Genomic DNA, 16,474 nt, shown 5'->3' with positions numbered 1-16,474 from the left:
TCTCACACCCCCAGCCATACCAGCGCGAGTCCCACGAGGGCGATTATGTTGACGTAGACCCAGAATATTTTTGACGCCTGCTCTATCCTGAACCTGGCGAAGGACGTCCTGACCAGCGTTATCGCCAGCAGGTAGATGACCAGCACCTTGAAGAGGAACCACAGCGCCTCGACGGCGTAGTAAGTCGTTCCCGTCAGGCCGAGGTTGAATATGTCCGTCAGCGTGAACGGGAAGAACAGCACCACCTCCAGCGCCGCCATGGCGAAGCCCCTGACGGCATCGGAGAGGTAGAACAGTGCCAGGTTCCTCCCGCTGTACTCCGCGAGCATACCCTCACATATCTCCGTCTCAGCCTCTGCAATGTCAAAGGGCAGTTTCGCCAGCTCTGCGGGTGTAACCGCAAGGAGCGCCACGAGGAGCAGCAGCACGCCCATGGCGGCGAGCGGACCCGCGACGCCCCACACCGGTGTGCTCGCTATGGTGGTCAGTGAGAAGCTCCTGTAGAGCATGGCGAAGCCGACTATAACCGTAGCCAGCGGCATCTCGTAGCTCATCATGAGCACCATTTCCCTCTGCGCACCCACCGATGAGAACGGGCTTCCCGAGGCGAAGCCGCCTATGGCCATTGCCAGGGACTGCAGCGTGAGCAGGTAGAGTATGACGATTAAGTCTCCGTAGCCCTCGAGCGGGGCCTTGAGCACCCCGAAGGGTATGTAGAGGAGCAGGGTCATCGAGGCCGCGAAGGAAACTATCGGTATGGCGTTGAATATCCATGCCACCGCGTTCTCGGGAACGACGGTTTCCTTCAGGAGCAGCTTCCCTACGTCCCAGAAGGGCTGCCTTATGGGCGGGCCTATCCTGGAGGTCAGCCTCGCCGAGAAGCGCCTGTCTATACCCTTGTATACCAGCCCGAGGAAGACGCCCAGCACGGGGAAGGTGAACGCGTAAATGAGGGTCTCGGGGGTCATGTCCTCACCCCCAGCTCTTCTCTAAGCTTCCTTGTTTTCTCAACCGCCTTCCTGTGGAGGGTTGCCGGGTCGATTACCCTGCCGTCTTCGTCCCTCACAACCGCTATCCTGTCGTTACAGCACATGCACGGGTCGATGTAGGCGACGACTATAGGTATGTCCGCCACCTCGGCGCCGAGGAGAAGCGGGGCCCATGTGTTGATGTTGTTATAACTGGGCGCTATGACCTTCCAGACGGATGGTCCGTCCCTCTTTCCGTCGAATTTGATGTAGTGGATGACCTCACCGCGCGGTGCCTCGTGGGCTCCGATGGCCTCGCCCTGGGTTCTCCTTATCTTTGCAAGGAGCGCCACATAGTTTGGAATGGCCATCAGCTTGCCCTCGGGCATCTCGTCGAGGCAGTATTCGATGATGTCAAGGCTCTGGTCTATTTCGTAGAGCCTTACCATGGTGATGTCGTAGGCATCGCCCCTGGCCTCGCCAACGATGTCCTGCGGAACCACTGCGCGGACGTCTATGTCGGCGTATGCGTCGTACGGTATGTCCTGTCTGATGTCCATCCTTACTCCAGCGGCCCTTGCCACCGGCCCGACGGCGTTCAGCTCAAGCGCCATCTTCTTGGAAAGCTGGGCGACTCCCCTCGTTCTCGCCTTGTAAACCGGGTCGGAGAGGAAAACCTCCTTCATCTCCTCGTTGAATATCCTGTAGTAGCTAATCATGTCCTTGATTGCCTTTACGTGGCTCTCCTTGATGTCTCTTCTCACACCGCCTATCATGAAGACCGAGTAGTTTATCCTGTTCCCGGTGAGGAGTTCGAGTATGTCGAGGAGCCTCTCCCTGCCCTTCCACGTCCAGAACAGGAGGGAGTCGAAGCCCATCTCGTGCGCAACCACACCGAGCCACAGGATGTGGCTGTGTATCCTCTCCAGCTCCCCTATTATCGTCCTGATGTACTGGGCCCTGGGCGGCGCCTCTATTCCGAGGGCCTTCTCTGCTGTGACCACGAAGGCGTAGGGGTGCGATATCGAACAGATTCCGCATATCCTCTCGGAGAGGTAGAGCGTCTGGATGGCGTTCCTTTTCATGCCCATGTACTCTATTCCCCTGTGGGCAAAGCCCCTCTTGACGTCGACCTCGACTATCTTCTCGCCCTCGACCCTCGCCTCGACCCTTATGGGCTCCTTAAGTGCGGGATGAATGGGCCCGACGGGGACGTAATACTGGGTTTTGGCCATCACTCCTCACCCCTCATCTTCCTTATCTCGTTCACGCTCCTGTGGGTGTGCTTCACCATGTCTTCAACGCCGTGCTCGTCCCTTCTCCACGGGTACTTGCCCTCCGGCCAGTCGTCGGGCAGGAAGAGGTGTCTCTTGTTCTTCAGTCCCTCGAACTCAACGCCGAGCATCTCCCTTATCTCGCGCTCGTTGGTTTCCGCCCCGATCATGAGGTCGGTTATAGTTGGGAGGACAAGGTTCTCCTTGGGGAGGTCGAACTTGACCGTGATGCTCAGTTCACCCCAGGGGTGCGTGTGGAAGACTCCGAAGGAGTATATCATGGTTATCGTCTCCCCTCCCCCGTCCTCTCCCGCTATGAAGTGGAGGTGGGGGTAGTCGAGGGCAAATATGGCCTCGACGGTCTTTCTGAAGGCGTCGGGCTTTATTGTGATCCACAGCTCCCTGTACGTTCTCTTCCGCTTAACGCCCATGGTGTACTCCCTGACCTCATGGGAGAGCAGCGCCTCCCCCAGCGCCTCCTGGAGCTTTTTGAGTACCTCTTCCACGCTCATCGGCTCCTTCATTCCTTCTTCCCCTCCAGCTCCTTTTCCAGCTTCTCTATTTTGAGCCAGGCCTTCACAACGCCGTCTATTATCGCCTCTGGCCTCGGCGGACATCCCGGAACGTAGACGTCCACGGGTATTATCTCGTCTATCGGGCCCGCTATGTTGTATGAGTCGTAGAAGACCCCACCGCTGGTCCCGCAGTTCCCTACCACCACTACCGCCTTCGGGTCGGGCATCTGCTCGTACACGCGCCTCAGCTTGTCCGCGAAGTCCCTTGGAATGGCTCCTGTAACGAGGAGCACATCAGCGTGCCTCGGACTTCCGACGAGTTTGATTCCAAAGCGCTCCACGTCGTAGCGGGGAGTAAGCACGGCGACTATCTCTATGTCGCAGGCGTTGCAGCTTCCGCCGGACGCGTGGAACACCCAGATGGAGCGCTTAAAGTTGGTGAGCTTCCCCATTCACACACCCCCCACGAGGACGAACAAGATTACGGCACCGAGTCCGAGGTACCAGAGTATGTAGTCCCTGAGGTCTCCGCTGTGCATCCTCATGAGGACGTTGTAGTAGCCCTTGAGCGCCTCGATGAAGCCCCAGTATATGTCCCCAGCCCTTACGCGGATTTCTTCCACGTCCTCCACTGCGTTGCCGCTTATGAAGGGCTTAACCTGTTCCCTGTTGGGCTTGTAGCTCCTGTTCCCGCGCGAATAGATGAGGTAGCCGATGAAGGCGAAGATCACCAGGAACGCCAGCCAGACTATCGGGTTCCAGAAGCCCGACGGCGAGTTCAGCGTAAGGCTCTCAATCCAGGTCATGGCAGACCACCCCACGTCTGGTAGCTGCTCAGCTTCAGCAGCGCGTCAACTGCCGGGTACACCAGCTTGTCCAGCACCACGTTCGGGAACAGACCGAAGAGGATACACAGCGCCGCTAGGATTAGCATCGCCACTACCATGCTCCTCGGAACCTCCCGTACCTCTTCGTACTTCTTGACCGGCGGCCCGAGGAAGGCTGAGGCAAAGACCTTGACGAAGGACGCTAATGTCAGGACGCTCGTGACCATCGCGAACACCGCGAAGATCGGGCTGAGCTGGTAGGACGTCTCGTAGATGAGGAACTTGCTTGCAAAGCCGTTGAAGGGCGGTATTCCCGATATTGCCGCGGCACCGACTATGAAGGCTATCGTGGTGTACGGCATCTTTCTGGCTAAGCCTCCCATCTCGTTGAGGTTCCTCGTCCCGGTGACGTAGAAGAGCGCCCCAGCGGTCATGAGGAGGAGGCTCTTGTAGATGATGTGGTTGATTATGTGGAATATTCCACCTGCCATCGCGTCCCTTCCGAAGGCGGCCAGTTTTGCCGGGTCGTTGAGAACTGCCAGGCCAACGCCGACTCCGAGGAGCATGTAGCCTGTCTGTGAAATCGCGTGGTAGCTCATGAGCCTCTTGACGTCCTTCTGGACGAGCGCCATGGTGACGCCTATGAACATCGTGAGGACTCCGAGGATGCTCATTATCCACCCGAGGCTACTCATGTTCATGGTCACCTTACCGAAGAGGCTGAAGCTCACCCTGAAGAGGGCGTAGAGGCTCGCGTAGGTCGCCACCAGGAGAGGGGGGTTGATTCCGGAGGGGACCTCGGTGTAGGCATCGGGGACCCAGTGGTGGGTCGGCACGGAACCGCACTTCATCGCGAAGGACGCGAAGAGTATTCCGAGGGCTATCATGTCGACGGTGTTGAAGCTTATCTGAGTGCTCAGGTAGGCCATGTTGAGGTTTCCGTACTGACCGTAGAGCAGGCCTATTGAGAACAGCACCATCAGTGAAGCGACCGCGCTGACTATGAGGTACTTGATTCCGGCCTCGCTAGCCTCCCCCCTGTAGTTCCTGAAGCCTACCAGCGCCGAACCGGCTATTCCGGCTATCTCAAGGAACACGAATAGGTTGAACAGGTCTCCCGTCAGGACCATGCCGAGGATTCCAACCTCAAGCAGGAGGAGCAGCGCGTAGTACTTCTCAAGGCCGGTCTCATTCCTGACGTGGCTGTAGGAATACAGCGCCCCGATGAAGCTCATGAGCGTTGCCGAGAGCGCCATGAAAGCCCCTATCGCGTCGACCTCGAAGATTATCCTCACCGGAACCCTGTATCCCGAGGGCAGGACGAGGGTTGGCCTGTCCGCCCCGAAGACGTACACCATCATGCCCTGAGCGAGCACTTCCCTTACGAGAAGGAGCGCCATTCCCAGGGTTACGCCGGTGATGATTATTGCCCAGACGGCTGGAGCACTGCCCTTCTTCTTCAGCAGCGGCGCTATAAACGCCCCGAGGAGGGGCACGGCTATCATAAGTGCCGGCAAATGCTCGATCATCCTTTCAGCCTCCTGACCTTTGTAACGTCAAGGGTTCCATAGTGGCGGTAGATGTTGACCGCGAAGGCGAGCATGAGTGCCGATACCGCGACGCCTATGACTATGCTCGTCAGAGTGAGCGCCTGCGGGGTCGGCAGAACCATGTTGTTGGTGGCATCCTGAGGCGCCATGGTGTATATCGGGGCGTAGGCGCCTTTGACGTAGCCGAGGGCTATCAGAAACAGGTTGACCGCCCCCTCAAGGATTTCAATGCCTATGACAACCTTGATGAGGTTCCTCTTGAATCCTATCGTGTAGAACCCCACAGCCAGCAGGAGGGCCACGACTATGAACGGTAGATTGACCAAAATCACGTTATTCATCCTTCTTCACCCCCAGGAGGAGGTAGAACACCAGGACTATGCTTGTTAACCCTGCCAGAACCTTTGTTCCGACGAATATGTTCATGTAAGGCAGTGTTCCTCCCGTGTTGAGGTAGCCGGGATTAATTCCGAGCGGGGTGGGCTGACCGAAGAGCGGGAACCCGCTGTTGGCTATGACGTTCTTGAAGAAGGTGTACCCCATGAACCCTAGGGCAGCGGTTCCTAAGAAGCCGAGCGCTCCTATGCTCTCGAAGGCACCGAGCGGAACCCTGGAGAAGGTTCTCCTTATGTAGTCATACTTGTTGGCCACGATGAGGAGCGCAAGGCCGCTGGCGAAGACGGCTCCCCCCTGGAATCCGCCTCCAGGGGTGAGGTGACCGTGGAGGATTATGTACGCTCCGAAGGTGAGTATGAGCGCCGCCAAGTACTTCGTGGTGGTCTTGATGATTACGGTTGTCATGTCTTCACCTCCCTCCGCCTGAGGGCCATCAACACACCAGCCACCGCGGTGAACAGGACGGTCGCCTCACCAAGGGTATCGAACCCCCTGTAGTCGAAGACGATGCTCGTAACGACGTTGTTTGCCGAGGCTTCCCCCTGAGCATGCTGAATGAAGTATGAGTCCATGTCGGTGTGGACTGGCTCCCCGAAGGGTCTGAGGCTCGCAGCTGCCACCAGAAGGAACAGCGTGAATCCTATGAACGCAAAGAGGCCCAGTGCACGCCTCATTCTACCACCTCCTCGTCGGTGGTGTTCTTAATCGCCAGCAGGTACATGGCTGTCGTCAGGCCCGCCCCGACACCGGCTTCGGCGATGGCGACGTCCGGCGCTTGAAGAACATAGAACTCCAGTGAGAGTATCAGGCTGAAGACGGCCATCGCGATGACCGCTGAGACCAGGTTCTTGAGTCTGATGGCCGCTACTGCCGTGACCAAAAGCCCCAAGCCAACTAGGACCTGAATCGCCCAGAAGAGCTCCTCGAAGTTCATAGCCTTCCCTCCAGCTCGTCTATAACGGCCCCGTAGGGCCTTATTCCCGACTTCCTGGCCGCTCTACCGAGAGCATGGGCTCCAACGGGGTTGGTGAGAACGAGGAATATCACGACCAGGGCGGAGTGTATCCCTATGGTTACCCATGCCGGGTCTCTCTGGATCCAGTAGTTGTAAATCGAGTACGTAACCGTCGCGAGCACTATGAATATCGTTCCGAAGGTGGTGCACTTCGTCGCCGCGTGTATCCTCGTGTAGACGTCAGGGAAGCGGAGGATACCGACGCTGGCCAGCAGGTTGAAGAAGACTCCTACCACCAAGAACGTCCCGATGAGCCACTCGATCATGGTGCATCACCCTCATAAGCGATGCCGACCCTCTTCTTCACGAGGTAGCGGGCTATGTAGAGCGTTGCGATGTAGCTCAGAACCGCGTAGACTAGTGCGACGTCTATGAAGACAGCCTGTCTGGTTATAACGCCGTAGAGAACCATGGCACCCGCCGTTGTTGTCGTCATTGAGTCGAGCGCAACGGCTCTGTCCGGTATTGTCGGCCCCGCCAGAAGCCTTATAAGCGTCAGCATGGCCGAGAACAGGAGCAGTATCATGGCCCACATGAACATACCATCGACCGTCATTCTCCAATCCTCCTTGCCCATTTTGGAAGGTATCCACACAGTTCTTCGGGTGTGGGCTTTTCCTTTCCAGGCGGCACGTTTATCCAGTGGACGTAGAAGTTGCCCTCGTCGTCTATCTCCAGGGTGAAGGTTCCCGGTGTCAGCGTTATTGAGTTGGCGAGGAGTGTCCTGCTCTCATCTCTGGTCAGGTCTGGTGATATCTTCACAATCCCTGGCCTTATCTTCCCAGTTATGACCCTGTAGGCGACGTCGAGGTTGGCCTTGGCCATGGCGAAGAAGAAAGGCCCTATAGCGTAGACTATGAACAGCAGCCACCTCTTCGGGTTGAAGAAGTATCCCACCTTTTCGTCCATTACGTCCTTCGTTGCATAGCCGATGATGGCCGCTATTACTATCCCTGCAACCAGCTCCCCCGGGCTCCAGGCGATGACATTGCCGGAACCTGCTGTGAGGAGCAGATAGACGATAAGGGACCACAGGAACGGTGCGGCAAACCCCATTTTCCCACCTCAACTTTAGGTTTTAAACCCTTATCGGGCGTATTTTCCCGAAATCTCAATTGAGCATTGGCTAAATCTTTATAAATGGATTTCTAAAACAAATGGTTAACAACCTGAAATTTGACAAATAGAAACAGCACAGCGCTTTACATAAGTCCAAAAAACAGCTCTCTGTAGTATGTTTCTGGATACGAGTGCTCAGAAAAGAACATCAGAGGTCATGGAGGAAAACATAAAAATAGGGTATTCACTTAGGGGCTTCTTTCTTTGCAGATTCTTTGGCCTTCTTCTGCTCCTCGAGCTTCCTCTTGAACTCCTCGATCTCCTCCCCGTGGAACCACATGAGGTTGTCCTCGTACTTGTCGGTGGTCGCCAGCAGGAACTCGTCGCTCATCCAGAGTGCACTGACGGGGCAGACGTCCACACACTGGGCGCAGAAGACGCACCTTCCGAGCCAGAAGGTGACCTTCCTGACCTCCGGGACGTACTCTATGACGCCGGCGGGGCAGACCATGACGCAGAGCCTGCAGCCGACGCACTTCTCGACGTCGTAGTTGAGCTTGCCCCTGAACCCTTCCGGAACCGGCACCGGCTCGCTCTCCGGGAAGGGGTTGGTTGCAGGCTTCTTGAAGAGGTTTCCGAGCACAGTTGAGAGGGTTGGTGGAACCTTCATGCTATCACCCCCAGTGTGTCAATGGCCAGGAGCAGCGCCCCGAGTACACTGGCCGGCAGGAGCCTCGTCCAGAACATATTCACCGCCTGGTTTATCCTGAGCCTTCCGGTTATTGCTCTGAAGATGCTCATGCTGACTAAGAGGACTCCGAAGACCTTTAGGGTGTGGAAGAGGAGCTCCACCACCATCGCGGGAACCCCGGTGAGGCCGAGGTAGCCGGAAATCCCCCACGGGAAGAATATCGCCACGACGAGGCTTGCACTCACGAAGGCCTTTATGGCGTTGGCGAGCTCGAATATTGCCAGGTGCCTGCCGCTGTACTCGGCCATGGGGCCTTCAGCGAGCTCAGTCTCCGCCTCCGGTATGTTGAAGTAGCCCACCTCTATCTCGCTGGCGAGCCAGGCAAGGAAGACTATGAGGAGTATGAAGGCGCCTATAAGGCTCAGGGGTGTCCCCAGCTCCCAGATGCTGTGCTCGTAGAACGTGCCCATGCTGAAGGGCTTGGTAACGCCGAGCTCGCTGAGGCGCCAGAGGATTACAAAGAGGGCGAGCATCATGGGGGCCTCCCTTGACGCGAGTAGGGCCATCTCCCTCTGGGCGCCAATCTGGGCGTAGGGGGAGCCCGAGCTGACGGCACCGACCACGCGGAGGAATCCTATGAGGGTGAGCAGGTATATGAAGACTATGACGTCACCCTTCGTCCCAAAGATGGGCTCGAAGCCGAGCGGCGTGTAGGCCAGGAGCGCTATTGATGTCGCGAGCGCCATGACCGGGGCCAGCTCAAAGAACCTGTTGGCGTCCCTCGGGATTATTGACTCCTTGCTCACCAGCTTCAGGAAGTCGTAGAAGGGCTGGAGCAGCGGGGGCCCTATTCTCCTCTGCATCCTCGCGACGAGCTTCCTGTCTATTCCTCCCCAGAGCAGTGACGCAAGCGAGACGTAGATGTAAATCCCTACGAATCCAAGGGTAGCGTAGAGGAGGTTCATAGTCCACCACCCCTTGGACAGCTTACTCCAACTACTTCGGGTCTGGCCTTTACGTTGGGGTTGATCTCCCTCGTCTTCTCAATGGAGAGCCTGAGAAGATCCCTCTCGGTGAGGACCTTCTTCCTTCCGGTGTTTGCGTCTATGACGGCAACCCTGTCGGTACAGCTCAGGCACGGGTCTATTGAGGCTATCGCGACCGGGACGTCCGCCACCTGCTCGCCTACCAGTGCCCTGGCTATCGCGAACAGGTTGGGGAACGTTGGCTCCCTCATCTTCCACCTCGCAGGGACGTCCTTGCCCTTCTGGGCCATGACGTAGTGGATGAGCTCTCCTCTCGGGGCCTCGTACCTGCCTATTCCCTCTCCCTCTGCCTTCTTGAGCTGGAAGAGGAGGGCGTTGTCCTTGGGGACGGCCTTTATCTTGCCCTCCGGCATCTGGTCTATGGCCCTCTCGATGAGCTCAAGGCTCTGCCATATCTCCCCGACCCTGACGACCATCCTGTCGAAGACGTCCCCCTTGATGACACCTGTGAACTCCTTGGGGGTTATCGGCTTCACGCCGAGGTCGGGATAGACGCCGAGCCTTTCGTTGTAGCGGACGTCCTTCTTGACGCCGCTTCCCCTCGCGGTGGGCCCCTGGGCGCTGTACTCGATTGCTATCCTTTTTGGAATAACGCCCGCGTCTCTAAGCCTTGCCTCGACGGTCGGGTCGTAGAGGAAGACCTCCTCTATTCTGGGCATGACCTCCCTGCGGTAGTAGTCTATCATGTCGGTTATTGCCCTGATGTGCTTCTCCCCAATGTCCCTCCTGACGCCGCCTATCATGTTGACGGCGTAGTTGACCCTGTTGCCTCCAATGAACTCGAGTATGTCCATAACGCGCTCCCTGGCCAGCCATGTGAGGTGCAGGACGGTATCGTAGCCTATGGCGTGGCCAACCACACCGAGGTTGAGCAGGTGGGAGTGAATTCTCTCCAGCTCGCCGACGATTACGCGGATGTACTCGGCCCTCTCGGGAACCACTATACCGGCCATCTCCTCTACCGCTCTGGAGTAGGTGTGGTTGTGGGAGAATGAGCAGATGCCGCACATCCTCTCGGCGAGATAGAGTATCTGGATGTAGTTCCTCCTCAGGGCTATCCACTCTATTCCCCTCAGGTTGTAGCCGAGCTTGACGTCGACGTTGATTATCCTCTCTCCGTCCAGTGTGATGATGAACTTCTCCGGCTCCTCAAGGGCCGGGTGAATGGGTCCGATGGGTATCTTGACCCAGTACTCAATCCTCTCATTCATTTCGAGCCCTCCTTAGAGCCCTTTGCTCCGCAAAGCGCTCGCGGAAAGTTATTATCCATCCAACTTGCTTTTTCTCTAATTGGTGCCTCTTTACGGCCTTCTCTGCTTCTGTTCACCCGTGAAATGCGCCCTCCGGGCGCAGGGTGAGTGTGAACCTGTTGGACTGGCCTCATTTCTTCGCACCCCCTATCTTGTACGGGTGGCCGGCGTTCTTCACCATCTCCGGCTTGATGCCCGTGTCGTCCAGCCTGAGCGGGTAGACACCTTCGGGCCAGTCGTCCGGGAGGAAGAGCCTCCTGGGGTCGGGGATTCCCTCAAAGAACAGTCCGTAGAACTCCTGGACTTCCCTCTCGTAGGGCAGAGCGCTCGGGAAGACGTCCGTAACGGTCGGGAGCTTTGGGTCGTCCTTGGGGACGCTGGTGCCGACTATGAGCGAGATGCTCTCGCCCTCCTCCCAGAAGAGCTCCATGTGGTACTTTGCCTCAAGAGTCTCCCCCGCGTCCCTGGCTATGATTATGGAGAACTGGGCCCTTGGGTCGAGCTCTTTGATGAACGCCATCGCGTCATGGAACCTCTCCCTCTCTACAGTTACCCACACCCTCTTCCTCGGGTGGGGCTGCTTGTTCTCGCTGACCCTTATCTCCGCCTCAGGGAACCTCTCGCCGAAAACCCTGATGAACTCGTCAACGTTCATTTCTTACCCCCCTCAATCTTCTCAATCAGCTTCTGAAGGCCGAGTACGACGCCGTGCAGTATGGCCTCGGGCCTCGGCGGGCAGCCCGGGACGAAGACGTCCACCGGTATGTGCCTGTCCAGCGGTGCGTTGGTGAATGGGCTCTCGAAGAACACGCTTCCGCCGGTGGGGCACGCTCCGACTGCCACCACTACCTTGGGGTCGGGGGTCTGCTCGTAGACCAGCTTGACCCTCTCAAGGCTCTGGTTGGTGACGGGGCCGGTGACGAGCAGTATGTCGGCATGCCTCGGCGTCCCGGCCAGCTTTACACCGAAGCGCTCCGCGTCGTAGCGCGGCGTCAGGACGGCTATTATCTCGATGTCGCACCCGTTACAGCTGCCGCTGTTGACGTGGAAAACCCACGGTGACCTTCCTATGTACCTGCACAGCTTCGATATCTCCTTCTCAAGCCTCTCGCGCTGGGAGGGGTTTGAGCTTGGATGGGCGTCGTGGGCGTGAACTTTAATGGCCATATATCTTCACCTCCTCATCCCCAGACTATCAGGGCCCCCACCACTATTGCCGTCGTGACGAGCAGGTAGCTGACGTAGTCGCTCAGCAGTCCGGTGTGCTCCCTGCGGAAGACCAGGAAGAGCCTGTGAATTCCCCTGATGAGGCCCCACATGACGTGCCTTCCGGTGACGTAGCCCTGGAAGTGCTCGAACTGCGGGATAACGTTGTCCTGGTCCTCACCGCTGAGGAATATCTTGGTTCCATCCCCGGTTCTCCGGGTCCCAGTGCTTGAGCGCTCGGCCCACCTGTAGAGCATGTACGAGATGATCAGGCCTATGATGAAAACGTAAACGAAGTAGAGAGCGTCCCAGTAGCCGAACATTTCACGCACCCCCCAGCACGGCTGATATGTACGTTCCAGCGTTTTCGAGCATCTTTGCGGCGGGTATCATGATCCGGTCGCTGATGAACCACGGAAAGAGGCCCATGAGGATTATTACCGCCACGAGGAGGAGCATCGGCACGAGCATGGCCTTTCCTGGCTCTTTGGCCTTCATGACCCTCTCGCTGGGCCTCCCCAGGAAGGTGAAGAGCACCCTGATGTACGCCGCAAGGCTGAACGCTGTTCCTATCACCGCTATGACCGCCACCAGCGGGTTGAAGAGCGCCGAGCTCTCGTAGATCAGCCATTTGCTCGCGAAGCCGTTCATCGGGGGGAGGCCTATTATCGCCGCGGCGCCGACAAGGAATGCGAAGCTCGTCACGGGCATCTTTCTGGCTATGCCGCTCAGCTCGTTGAGGTTCTTGGTTCCGAGCCCGTGGATGACGGCTCCAGCGACCAGGAAGAGGAGCGCCTTTATGACGGCGTGGTTGACGGTGTGGTATATCGCTCCAGCGAGGGCGATGTTTCCAACATCGCTTCCGTAGGCGGCCAGGCCTATTCCGGTTCCGAGGAGGATGTATCCAATCTGGCCCACACTGGAGAAGGCAAAGAGCCTCTTCATGTCCGTCTGGATTACGGCCATCGCGTTGCCCACTATGAGGGTAGCGCAGGCGAAGAGTATTATGACCCACCCTATGGTCTTGGTGTCTATGCCCGTGCTGAAGACGCTGAAGGCCATCCTGGCCAGGGCGTAGGTTCCGCCTATCTTGATGACCAGGCCGGAGAGCATGGCGCTGATTGAGCTTGGAGCCGCTGGATGGGCATCGGCGAGCCACATGTGCACCGGAACCGCACCGCTCTTGAAGAGCAGTCCTCCGATGAGGAGTCCGAGGGCCACCTTGGCGGTGAACGTCGGGTTCTCGGCTATCATCTTGGCCAGGTAGGCCATCGTCAGCGTTCCGTACTGGCCGTAGAGGAGCACTATTCCGAGGAGGATGAAGCTGCTTGCTATCGAGCCCACGAACATGTACTTTATGCCGGCCTCTATGCCCTCCCAGGTGTCGTTTCTAAACGCCACCAGCGCGTAGCCGGATATGCTCATTATCTCCATGAACACGTAGAAGTTGAAGAGGTCGCCGGTCATGGCTATACCGAGCATTCCGACCTCAAGGAGGAGTATGAGCGCGTAGTACTTTTCGAGGCCCGTGTCGTGCCTCATGTACTCGGTGGAGTAGAGCACGGCCACGAAGGCGACGAAGGCCACCATGAGGATGAATATTGCCCCCAGCAGGTCGACCTCCCAGACTATCCTTATCGGGAAGGAGACTCCTTTTCCGAGCGGGCTCTTCGCTCCGAGGGTGTAAACGAGTATCTCGCCGCCCTTCCAGACGGTGTAGAACAGCTCCGCCGCGACGCCGAGCGTGACGGCGGTGATGAGTACTGCCCAGGGCTCCCTGGCCTTCTTTCCTGCGAGGCTTATTATCGGGAGTGAAAACGCTCCGAAGAGTGGGACTATGATGAGGTAGGGGATCAGCCCGTTCATCCTCTCAACCTCCTGAGCTTGTTAACGTCGAGGCTTCCGTAGTGTCTGTAGGCGTTTATCGTGAGGGCCATGGCAAGTGCGAGGACACAGACTCCTATGACTATGCTGGTAAGGGTCAGTGCCTGGGGCAGCGGGGCCACCATGGCGCTCTTCACGGTCTCGTAGCCGGTGTAGATCGGTGCTGTTGGTATCTGGCCGAGCTCTATCCTGTAGCCGAAGCTTATGAGGAGCAGGTGTATTCCGGAGTCGATGACGTTGAGGGCCAGGATGAGCTTGATGAGGTTTCTCTTGTAGAGGAACGCGTAGATTCCCATTGCTATCATGAGGAAAGCGGTGATGAACTGGAACGGTATCACTCCTTCCACCTCCTGTAAGCGGCTACCGCCACCATCGCGCTGACCAGTCCCGCGAAGACCTTCAGGCCGACGGCCAGGTTCATTATCGGCAGGTATCCCGCTGAAAGCAGGGTCCCCGGCTGGCCGTTGAAGAAGGGCCCTCCATGCCAGAGCGTGTTGTAGAAGAACGCAACACTGAGGCCGAGCATGGCCGCTCCGAGGAAGACAAGGCCTCCTAAGCCCTCAAGTGCGGAGTAGAGGTGGTGGTTGTAGCGCCTCTTCATCTCGCCGAAGCCGAAGGCTATGAGGAACAGTATCCCCGCCCCGGCTATCGTCGCACCCCCCTGGAAGCCTCCTCCAGGAGTGAGGTGACCGTGGGAAACTATGTAGGCACCGAAGATTCCTATGAGCGGGATGGTGGCCCTAGCGGTGGTCTTAACGATGAGCCCCATTTCACTCTGCTCCGAACTGCGGTTCATTCTTCATCCCTCCTCCAGGGCCTTAGCAGAGCCACCGCTCCGGCTATGGCGGTGAAGAGAACCGTCGCCTCTCCGAGGGTGTCGTAGCCACGGTAGTCGAACACTATGTCCGTGACTATGTTTGTCCCACCGACCTCCTCAACGCCGTGCTCGATGTAGTACTGGTCGGTGTAGCGGTACTTCATCCACTCGTCCCCGCCGAGACCGAACTTTATCCCCGTTGACGGACTCGCAACAACTAGGAGCACTCCGAGGAGGAACAGCAGTGCGAGAGCACCAAAGGTCCTGTTCATGGCCCCTCACGCTCCCATCTCTCCGTTTTGGCGATTCCATACACGACTATGGCCGTAACGACGCCGGCTCCGACGGCGGCCTCGGCTATTGCAACATCTGGCGCGTGGAGCATGTAGAACTCCAGGCTCAGCAGAAGGCTCATCGCAGCGGAAGCTATGGCCGCGCTGAGCAGGTCGCGCATGGTTATCGTGAGGTATGCCGCTATGAGGACGCCGAGGAGTATGCCGAACTGGATCGCCATGTCAACAGAGAGAACGTTCATTCCTCACCACCCCTTAGTTTCTCTTCGTAGGCATCGATGACGGCTTTGGCGGGCTTGTATCCGCTTAGGTGTGCCGCCTTCGCTATTGCGTGCGCCCCCGTCGGGTTCGTGAGGAGGAGCGCCACCAGTGCCACGAGGCTGTGGAGCGCCATCTGGAGGTACTTTGGGTCACCTGTGAGGTGGAGCTGGTAGGCCGCGTGAACAACCACCGCCAGAACCGCAAAGATCGTCCCGAAGGTGGTGCACTTGGTCGCGCCGTGGAGTCTCGTGTAGACGTCAGGGAACCTGTGGAGCGAGAAGCTGCCGAGCAGGTTGAAGAGGATGTTTATGCCCAGGAAGGCGTATATTACGTAGGTCACCGCGCTCACCTCAATCCCCCCTGGAGGTACTTCGCTATCGTCAGCGTTCCGACGTAGCTCAGAAGCGCGTAGACTATCGCGATGTCGATGTATATCGTCCTGTCATAGGCCGCTCCCAGCAGAACCATCCCCGCGACGATGAGGGTATTGAGAGTGTCCACTCCAACAACCCTGTCCGGCACGCTCGGGCCGAAGAACACCCTGAGCAGTGCCAGGAACGCACCTATCATGACTATGACCGCGGCGTAGAAAAACTCGGGTGCTATCATCTTCCCAGCCTCCTCGCCCATTTCTCAAATGAACCGGCTATCACCTCGGAGCTCTTCGGCTCCTTATCGGTGACGTTTATCCAGTGGACGTAGAGTGCCTTCTCCTCCGGACAGGCATCAACGGTCAGCGTTCCGGGGGTGAGGGTTATCGAGTTGCTCAGTATGGTGTACTGAGCGTCGTTTTCGAGGTCAACCGGGACGCGCACGATTCCCGGCTTTATCCTGCCGGTTATGACGCGGTAGGCAACGTCGAGGTTGGCCTTGGCCATGCCCCAGAAGAGCACGGGGATGTAAGCTATCCATCCAATCCACTTAACCGGGTTGAGGAAGCGCGATGCTTTCTCCCCTATGATGTCCTTAGTGGCGAAGGCTATTATAGCCGAGAATATCACCCCGGCAACGAGCTCCTGGCCGCTCCAGAGTAACCCCTTACTGCCCGCAGTCAGTACTAACCAGAGCACGAATGACCAAATGAATACAGCGATGAAACTCATTGTTCCTCCCTCCTCTCACATGATACGGGCTCTACAGCCCTGTGTTTCGTCGTTTTTCAATTAAAACTTCGTTATTTGTTTTAAAAGGGTTTTTTGAAGCTTAGAATTGAAAGTAAAGGTCTGTAACTCCTTGTTTTTAACCAAAGGTTAAATACTTGCGTCGGCAGTAGAAAATTGGCTGGCAGAAATTTTTGGGCCCGATTGTCCTTTGCTGGACTTATATGGCTAGAGACGGCATTTTAGTGACTTTAGGGACGTAAAAATTACCCAAAGCTTTATATACCCTCCTGCTGAGTCCCTGTTGAGGCTCTTCTCGGAG

Annotated in this window: 27 protein-coding genes; all 27 read right to left on the bottom strand. The window is 57.4% G+C overall.

All coding sequences use genetic code 11. The features are described 5' to 3' along the window. Window positions 1-2: 2 nt before the first annotated feature. On the bottom strand, window positions 3-968 hold the full coding sequence (locus A3L14_RS11410; RefSeq protein ID WP_074631551.1) for a respiratory chain complex I subunit 1 family protein: 966 nt from the start codon (window positions 966-968) through the stop codon (window positions 3-5). Next, on the bottom strand, window positions 965-2,203 hold the full coding sequence (locus A3L14_RS11405; RefSeq protein WP_055430040.1) for a hydrogenase large subunit: 1,239 nt from the start codon (window positions 2,201-2,203) through the stop codon (window positions 965-967). The genes A3L14_RS11410 and A3L14_RS11405 overlap by 4 nt, the downstream gene beginning before the upstream one ends. Next, window positions 2,203-2,766 (bottom strand): NADH-quinone oxidoreductase subunit C, encoded by a 564-nt coding sequence (locus A3L14_RS11400; protein ID WP_074631550.1) that lies wholly within the window; start codon window positions 2,764-2,766, stop codon window positions 2,203-2,205. Before A3L14_RS11400 ends, A3L14_RS11405 begins: the two co-directional genes overlap by 1 nt. Next, window positions 2,763-3,209, bottom strand: coding sequence for an NADH-quinone oxidoreductase subunit B family protein (locus A3L14_RS11395; RefSeq protein ID WP_055430039.1), 447 nt, complete (start codon window positions 3,207-3,209; stop codon window positions 2,763-2,765). The genes A3L14_RS11400 and A3L14_RS11395 overlap by 4 nt, the downstream gene beginning before the upstream one ends. Then, a complete protein-coding gene (locus A3L14_RS11390) occupies window positions 3,210-3,563 on the bottom strand; it encodes a hypothetical protein (protein WP_055430038.1) in 354 nt (117 codons plus the stop codon). Further along, window positions 3,560-5,113: a proton-conducting transporter transmembrane domain-containing protein gene (locus tag A3L14_RS11385; RefSeq protein ID WP_055430037.1), complete on the bottom strand. Its 1,554-nt coding sequence runs from the start codon at window positions 5,111-5,113 to the stop codon at window positions 3,560-3,562. Before A3L14_RS11385 ends, A3L14_RS11390 begins: the two co-directional genes overlap by 4 nt. Continuing rightward, entirely contained in the window at window positions 5,110-5,475 is a 366-nt protein-coding gene (locus A3L14_RS11380) for a sodium:proton antiporter (protein WP_082432047.1), read from the bottom strand. Before A3L14_RS11380 ends, A3L14_RS11385 begins: the two co-directional genes overlap by 4 nt. After that, complete coding sequence (locus A3L14_RS11375; RefSeq protein ID WP_055430036.1) at window positions 5,468-5,935, bottom strand: MnhB domain-containing protein; 468 nt, start codon at window positions 5,933-5,935, stop codon at window positions 5,468-5,470. Before A3L14_RS11375 ends, A3L14_RS11380 begins: the two co-directional genes overlap by 8 nt. Next, window positions 5,932-6,204, bottom strand: coding sequence for a hydrogen gas-evolving membrane-bound hydrogenase subunit E (gene mbhE / locus A3L14_RS11370; protein ID WP_055430035.1), 273 nt, complete (start codon window positions 6,202-6,204; stop codon window positions 5,932-5,934). The genes A3L14_RS11375 and mbhE (A3L14_RS11370) overlap by 4 nt, the downstream gene beginning before the upstream one ends. Beyond that, window positions 6,201-6,464, bottom strand: a complete 264-nt coding sequence (locus A3L14_RS11365; protein WP_055430034.1) for a hydrogenase subunit MbhD domain-containing protein — start codon at window positions 6,462-6,464, stop codon at window positions 6,201-6,203. The genes mbhE (A3L14_RS11370) and A3L14_RS11365 overlap by 4 nt, the downstream gene beginning before the upstream one ends. After that, window positions 6,461-6,811 (bottom strand): monovalent cation/H(+) antiporter subunit G, encoded by a 351-nt coding sequence (gene mnhG, locus A3L14_RS11360; protein WP_055430033.1) that lies wholly within the window; start codon window positions 6,809-6,811, stop codon window positions 6,461-6,463. The genes A3L14_RS11365 and mnhG (A3L14_RS11360) overlap by 4 nt, the downstream gene beginning before the upstream one ends. Continuing rightward, window positions 6,808-7,101, bottom strand: coding sequence for a cation:proton antiporter (locus A3L14_RS11355; protein WP_055430032.1), 294 nt, complete (start codon window positions 7,099-7,101; stop codon window positions 6,808-6,810). The genes mnhG (A3L14_RS11360) and A3L14_RS11355 overlap by 4 nt, the downstream gene beginning before the upstream one ends. Next, entirely contained in the window at window positions 7,098-7,601 is a 504-nt protein-coding gene (locus A3L14_RS11350; protein WP_055430031.1) for a Na+/H+ antiporter subunit E, read from the bottom strand. The genes A3L14_RS11355 and A3L14_RS11350 overlap by 4 nt, the downstream gene beginning before the upstream one ends. 247 nt (window positions 7,602-7,848) lie before the next feature. Then, complete coding sequence (locus tag A3L14_RS11345) at window positions 7,849-8,274, bottom strand: 4Fe-4S binding protein (RefSeq protein ID WP_055430030.1); 426 nt, start codon at window positions 8,272-8,274, stop codon at window positions 7,849-7,851. After that, window positions 8,271-9,260 carry a respiratory chain complex I subunit 1 family protein gene (locus A3L14_RS11340; protein ID WP_055430029.1) on the bottom strand — a complete coding sequence of 330 codons (990 nt, stop codon included), beginning with the start codon at window positions 9,258-9,260 and terminating at the stop codon, window positions 8,271-8,273. The genes A3L14_RS11345 and A3L14_RS11340 overlap by 4 nt, the downstream gene beginning before the upstream one ends. Further along, a complete protein-coding gene (locus A3L14_RS11335) occupies window positions 9,257-10,552 on the bottom strand; it encodes a hydrogenase large subunit (RefSeq protein ID WP_055430028.1) in 1,296 nt (431 codons plus the stop codon). Before A3L14_RS11335 ends, A3L14_RS11340 begins: the two co-directional genes overlap by 4 nt. A 169-nt stretch (window positions 10,553-10,721) precedes the next feature. Next, window positions 10,722-11,246, bottom strand: coding sequence for an NADH-quinone oxidoreductase subunit C (locus A3L14_RS11330; protein ID WP_055430027.1), 525 nt, complete (start codon window positions 11,244-11,246; stop codon window positions 10,722-10,724). Next, on the bottom strand, window positions 11,243-11,758 hold the full coding sequence (locus A3L14_RS11325) for an NADH-quinone oxidoreductase subunit B family protein (protein WP_055430026.1): 516 nt from the start codon (window positions 11,756-11,758) through the stop codon (window positions 11,243-11,245). The genes A3L14_RS11330 and A3L14_RS11325 overlap by 4 nt, the downstream gene beginning before the upstream one ends. A 14-nt stretch (window positions 11,759-11,772) precedes the next feature. Further along, on the bottom strand, window positions 11,773-12,120 hold the full coding sequence (locus tag A3L14_RS11320) for a hypothetical protein (protein WP_055430025.1): 348 nt from the start codon (window positions 12,118-12,120) through the stop codon (window positions 11,773-11,775). 1 nt (window position 12,121) lies between these two features. After that, window positions 12,122-13,663: a proton-conducting transporter transmembrane domain-containing protein gene (locus A3L14_RS11315; protein WP_055430024.1), complete on the bottom strand. Its 1,542-nt coding sequence runs from the start codon at window positions 13,661-13,663 to the stop codon at window positions 12,122-12,124. After that, window positions 13,660-14,019: an NADH-quinone oxidoreductase subunit K gene (locus A3L14_RS11310; RefSeq protein WP_055430023.1), complete on the bottom strand. Its 360-nt coding sequence runs from the start codon at window positions 14,017-14,019 to the stop codon at window positions 13,660-13,662. The genes A3L14_RS11315 and A3L14_RS11310 overlap by 4 nt, the downstream gene beginning before the upstream one ends. Further along, the gene (locus tag A3L14_RS11305) at window positions 14,016-14,477 is read right to left on the bottom strand and encodes a Na(+)/H(+) antiporter subunit B (protein WP_232473352.1); all 462 of its coding nucleotides are present in this window, start codon (window positions 14,475-14,477) and stop codon (window positions 14,016-14,018) included. Before A3L14_RS11305 ends, A3L14_RS11310 begins: the two co-directional genes overlap by 4 nt. Continuing rightward, a complete protein-coding gene (gene mbhE / locus A3L14_RS11300; RefSeq protein ID WP_055430022.1) occupies window positions 14,474-14,770 on the bottom strand; it encodes a hydrogen gas-evolving membrane-bound hydrogenase subunit E in 297 nt (98 codons plus the stop codon). Before mbhE (A3L14_RS11300) ends, A3L14_RS11305 begins: the two co-directional genes overlap by 4 nt. Next, on the bottom strand, window positions 14,767-15,033 hold the full coding sequence (locus tag A3L14_RS11295; protein WP_055430021.1) for a DUF4040 domain-containing protein: 267 nt from the start codon (window positions 15,031-15,033) through the stop codon (window positions 14,767-14,769). Before A3L14_RS11295 ends, mbhE (A3L14_RS11300) begins: the two co-directional genes overlap by 4 nt. Beyond that, window positions 15,030-15,401 (bottom strand): monovalent cation/H(+) antiporter subunit G, encoded by a 372-nt coding sequence (mnhG, locus tag A3L14_RS11290; RefSeq protein ID WP_055430020.1) that lies wholly within the window; start codon window positions 15,399-15,401, stop codon window positions 15,030-15,032. The genes A3L14_RS11295 and mnhG (A3L14_RS11290) overlap by 4 nt, the downstream gene beginning before the upstream one ends. Next, on the bottom strand, window positions 15,398-15,661 hold the full coding sequence (locus A3L14_RS11285) for a cation:proton antiporter (RefSeq protein ID WP_055430044.1): 264 nt from the start codon (window positions 15,659-15,661) through the stop codon (window positions 15,398-15,400). The genes mnhG (A3L14_RS11290) and A3L14_RS11285 overlap by 4 nt, the downstream gene beginning before the upstream one ends. Further along, window positions 15,658-16,155: a monovalent cation/H+ antiporter subunit E gene (locus A3L14_RS11280; RefSeq protein WP_055430019.1), complete on the bottom strand. Its 498-nt coding sequence runs from the start codon at window positions 16,153-16,155 to the stop codon at window positions 15,658-15,660. The genes A3L14_RS11285 and A3L14_RS11280 overlap by 4 nt, the downstream gene beginning before the upstream one ends. Between the last annotated feature and the right edge of the window lie 319 nt (window positions 16,156-16,474).

Source organism: Thermococcus thioreducens, from assembly GCF_002214545.1.
Taxonomy (GTDB): Archaea; Methanobacteriota_B; Thermococci; order Thermococcales; family Thermococcaceae; genus Thermococcus; species Thermococcus thioreducens.
Note: the sequence above shows the minus strand (reverse complement) of the source record. Positions and strands in the feature narration are given on the sequence as shown.

Bases quoted from the DNA above. Each gene is read 5' to 3' on its own strand.
- mnhG (WP_055430033.1), bottom strand. From the start codon at position 6,811: ATGATCGAGTGGCTCATCGGGACGTTCTTGGTGGTAGGAGTCTTCTTC.
- A3L14_RS11350 (WP_055430031.1), bottom strand. From the start codon at position 7,601: ATGGGGTTTGCCGCACCGTTCCTGTGGTCCCTTATCGTCTATCTGCTC.
- A3L14_RS11315 (WP_055430024.1), bottom strand. From the start codon at position 13,663: ATGAACGGGCTGATCCCCTACCTCATCATAGTCCCACTCTTCGGAGCG.
- A3L14_RS11395 (WP_055430039.1), bottom strand. From the start codon at position 3,209: ATGGGGAAGCTCACCAACTTTAAGCGCTCCATCTGGGTGTTCCACGCG.
- A3L14_RS11305 (WP_232473352.1), bottom strand. From the start codon at position 14,477: ATGAACCGCAGTTCGGAGCAGAGTGAAATGGGGCTCATCGTTAAGACC.
- A3L14_RS11330 (WP_055430027.1), bottom strand. From the start codon at position 11,246: ATGAACGTTGACGAGTTCATCAGGGTTTTCGGCGAGAGGTTCCCTGAG.
- A3L14_RS11325 (WP_055430026.1), bottom strand. From the start codon at position 11,758: ATGGCCATTAAAGTTCACGCCCACGACGCCCATCCAAGCTCAAACCCC.
- A3L14_RS11285 (WP_055430044.1), bottom strand. From the start codon at position 15,661: ATGATAGCACCCGAGTTTTTCTACGCCGCGGTCATAGTCATGATAGGT.
- A3L14_RS11385 (WP_055430037.1), bottom strand. From the start codon at position 5,113: ATGATCGAGCATTTGCCGGCACTTATGATAGCCGTGCCCCTCCTCGGG.
- A3L14_RS11375 (WP_055430036.1), bottom strand. From the start codon at position 5,935: ATGACAACCGTAATCATCAAGACCACCACGAAGTACTTGGCGGCGCTC.
- mbhE (WP_055430022.1), bottom strand. From the start codon at position 14,770: ATGAACAGGACCTTTGGTGCTCTCGCACTGCTGTTCCTCCTCGGAGTG.
- mbhE (WP_055430035.1), bottom strand. From the start codon at position 6,204: ATGAGGCGTGCACTGGGCCTCTTTGCGTTCATAGGATTCACGCTGTTC.
- A3L14_RS11295 (WP_055430021.1), bottom strand. From the start codon at position 15,033: ATGAACGTTCTCTCTGTTGACATGGCGATCCAGTTCGGCATACTCCTC.
- A3L14_RS11355 (WP_055430032.1), bottom strand. From the start codon at position 7,101: ATGACGGTCGATGGTATGTTCATGTGGGCCATGATACTGCTCCTGTTC.
- A3L14_RS11380 (WP_082432047.1), bottom strand. From the start codon at position 5,475: ATGAATAACGTGATTTTGGTCAATCTACCGTTCATAGTCGTGGCCCTC.
- A3L14_RS11400 (WP_074631550.1), bottom strand. From the start codon at position 2,766: ATGAAGGAGCCGATGAGCGTGGAAGAGGTACTCAAAAAGCTCCAGGAG.
- A3L14_RS11345 (WP_055430030.1), bottom strand. From the start codon at position 8,274: ATGAAGGTTCCACCAACCCTCTCAACTGTGCTCGGAAACCTCTTCAAG.
- A3L14_RS11365 (WP_055430034.1), bottom strand. From the start codon at position 6,464: ATGAACTTCGAGGAGCTCTTCTGGGCGATTCAGGTCCTAGTTGGCTTG.
- A3L14_RS11340 (WP_055430029.1), bottom strand. From the start codon at position 9,260: ATGAACCTCCTCTACGCTACCCTTGGATTCGTAGGGATTTACATCTAC.
- A3L14_RS11410 (WP_074631551.1), bottom strand. From the start codon at position 968: ATGACCCCCGAGACCCTCATTTACGCGTTCACCTTCCCCGTGCTGGGC.
- A3L14_RS11320 (WP_055430025.1), bottom strand. From the start codon at position 12,120: ATGTTCGGCTACTGGGACGCTCTCTACTTCGTTTACGTTTTCATCATA.
- A3L14_RS11335 (WP_055430028.1), bottom strand. From the start codon at position 10,552: ATGAATGAGAGGATTGAGTACTGGGTCAAGATACCCATCGGACCCATT.
- A3L14_RS11405 (WP_055430040.1), bottom strand. From the start codon at position 2,203: ATGGCCAAAACCCAGTATTACGTCCCCGTCGGGCCCATTCATCCCGCA.
- A3L14_RS11390 (WP_055430038.1), bottom strand. From the start codon at position 3,563: ATGACCTGGATTGAGAGCCTTACGCTGAACTCGCCGTCGGGCTTCTGG.
- A3L14_RS11280 (WP_055430019.1), bottom strand. From the start codon at position 16,155: ATGAGTTTCATCGCTGTATTCATTTGGTCATTCGTGCTCTGGTTAGTA.